Annotated in this window: 2 protein-coding genes and 1 pseudogene; 1 reads left to right on the forward strand and 2 read right to left on the reverse strand. The window is 60.5% G+C overall.

The features are described from left to right. Positions 1-107: 107 nt before the first annotated feature. Positions 108-314 (reverse strand): hypothetical protein, encoded by a 207-nt coding sequence (locus tag OQK_RS00620; protein WP_016770662.1) that lies wholly within the window; start codon positions 312-314, stop codon positions 108-110. 193 nt (positions 315-507) lie between these two features. Here OQK_RS00620 and OQK_RS00625 point away from each other — a divergent pair, with 193 nt between their 5' ends. Next, positions 508-786, forward strand: a complete 279-nt coding sequence (locus OQK_RS00625) for a hypothetical protein (protein WP_016770663.1) — start codon at positions 508-510, stop codon at positions 784-786. A gap of 97 nt (positions 787-883) precedes the next feature. Here OQK_RS00625 and OQK_RS00630 read toward each other — a convergent pair. Next, positions 884-1480 (reverse strand): annotated as a pseudogene (locus OQK_RS00630) (1-acyl-sn-glycerol-3-phosphate acyltransferase); the annotation flags it as partial.

Genomic DNA, 1480 nt, shown 5'->3' on the forward strand with positions numbered 1-1480 from the left:
AAAACCTGAGTTCGGCGCGGTATCTCAAGTCGGCGTATCTACCGCAAACACCTCGGTCAGTCCCCTCTCCCTCTGGGAGAGGGCTAGGGTGAGGGTGCTTTTGACGTTCAGGCAGCCTGAGAATAGAAATCGAGCACGCTCACTCCGGTCAGCAAATCGGTCTCGGGCAAGTCCGCATGCTGATGCCCGCCCAGCGCGCAATACACTAGCCAGTGCCGGTCCTGCACGTTGAAGGCGAGGCTGCCGACCAAGCTTTGCTGGTCGTCGTAAGGAGTAATGAGGTACAGGCGATCCTGGTTTTCCGCGTGCAGCATGTCGCATTCCATTCGGGTTTCGAGGCGCGCAGGGTGAAGCATCCACGTGACGATGCCATGACACAGGACAGCCATCGGTCGATTGTCATGTTATTTGTCGCAAAGGCTGGGGCAGGGCGTCAGGGTTTGGGTAGAATCCGCGCCGCGGTCGTCGGTCTGGCGTCTGCCACACCGGTTAAGTTCGAGGTCTGTGATGTCGCTGCACTTGATGACGCTGTTTACCGCCCATCCCGCCAAGTTGATCAACCTGCTGGCCTTGCTCCTGGCCTTTCCGGGCAGCTGGCTGCTGCACGCGACCCGCCGCCGAGAGCAGCGCGCCCAGGCCAGTCTGGCGGCACAGCGCCAGGCGCAGCCCAATGCCGAGCCGATGCTCGATTGGGCGACGTTGCGCATGAACCGGTTTTTCTATCGTTTTGGTTTTGCTTGCCTGGGCCTGGCTTTGATCGTCTCCTGGATCAGCACCCGCTTTTAAAAGCAAAAGATCGCAGCCTTCGGCAGCTCCTACAGGATGTACATCATTCCCATGTAGGAGCTGCCGAAGGCTGCGATCTTTTGATCTTGCTGTTGCTTTACAGCGGCAACCCAGCCTTGACCCGATACTGATTACGCACCGGCGTCGCATATTGCAGCACCAGATACGGGCGATGCTCAGCGGGGCACGCATCCAGTCGGCTTTGCCATTCATCCTGCGCCTTGGCCAGTTCGTCAGCCGGGAACACCTCGGCCGCCTTCGGCACATTCAGTTGCGGATCGGCATCCGCCCACTGCGCGTACGCCAGGTAATGCACCGGGAACAACCGGTAGCCGCCGAGAATCTGCTTGTCCATCTCGATCGCCAATTGCTTGGTGTCCTCGAACACTTCGGTGATCGGCGCGGCAAAGTTCACGTGGACCCGGCCCTTGTAGCCGGTGATGCCCTTGGCAATGCTCACGTCATCCTCGCCCGGCGCCTTGGCGTAGGTGCCGGTGGTGGCGCGGATGTAGAGTTCGCGGGCCTTGGCCTGGTCACACGGGTCGTACTCATAGCTGATCGACACCGGCGTCACGTTGAGCGAGCGGATCACTTCGCCAAACGGCTCGTCCTTGCGGCTCATGTGGAACATCTTGAGGATCGCCGACTCGGTGCGGTCGTCGCCGTCCTTCGCCCGCCCTTCCGCCTGAGCAAT

Origin of the sequence: Pseudomonas sp. R62, assembly GCF_000257605.1 — a bacterium.
Classification (GTDB): domain Bacteria; phylum Pseudomonadota; class Gammaproteobacteria; order Pseudomonadales; family Pseudomonadaceae; genus Aquipseudomonas; species Aquipseudomonas atacamensis.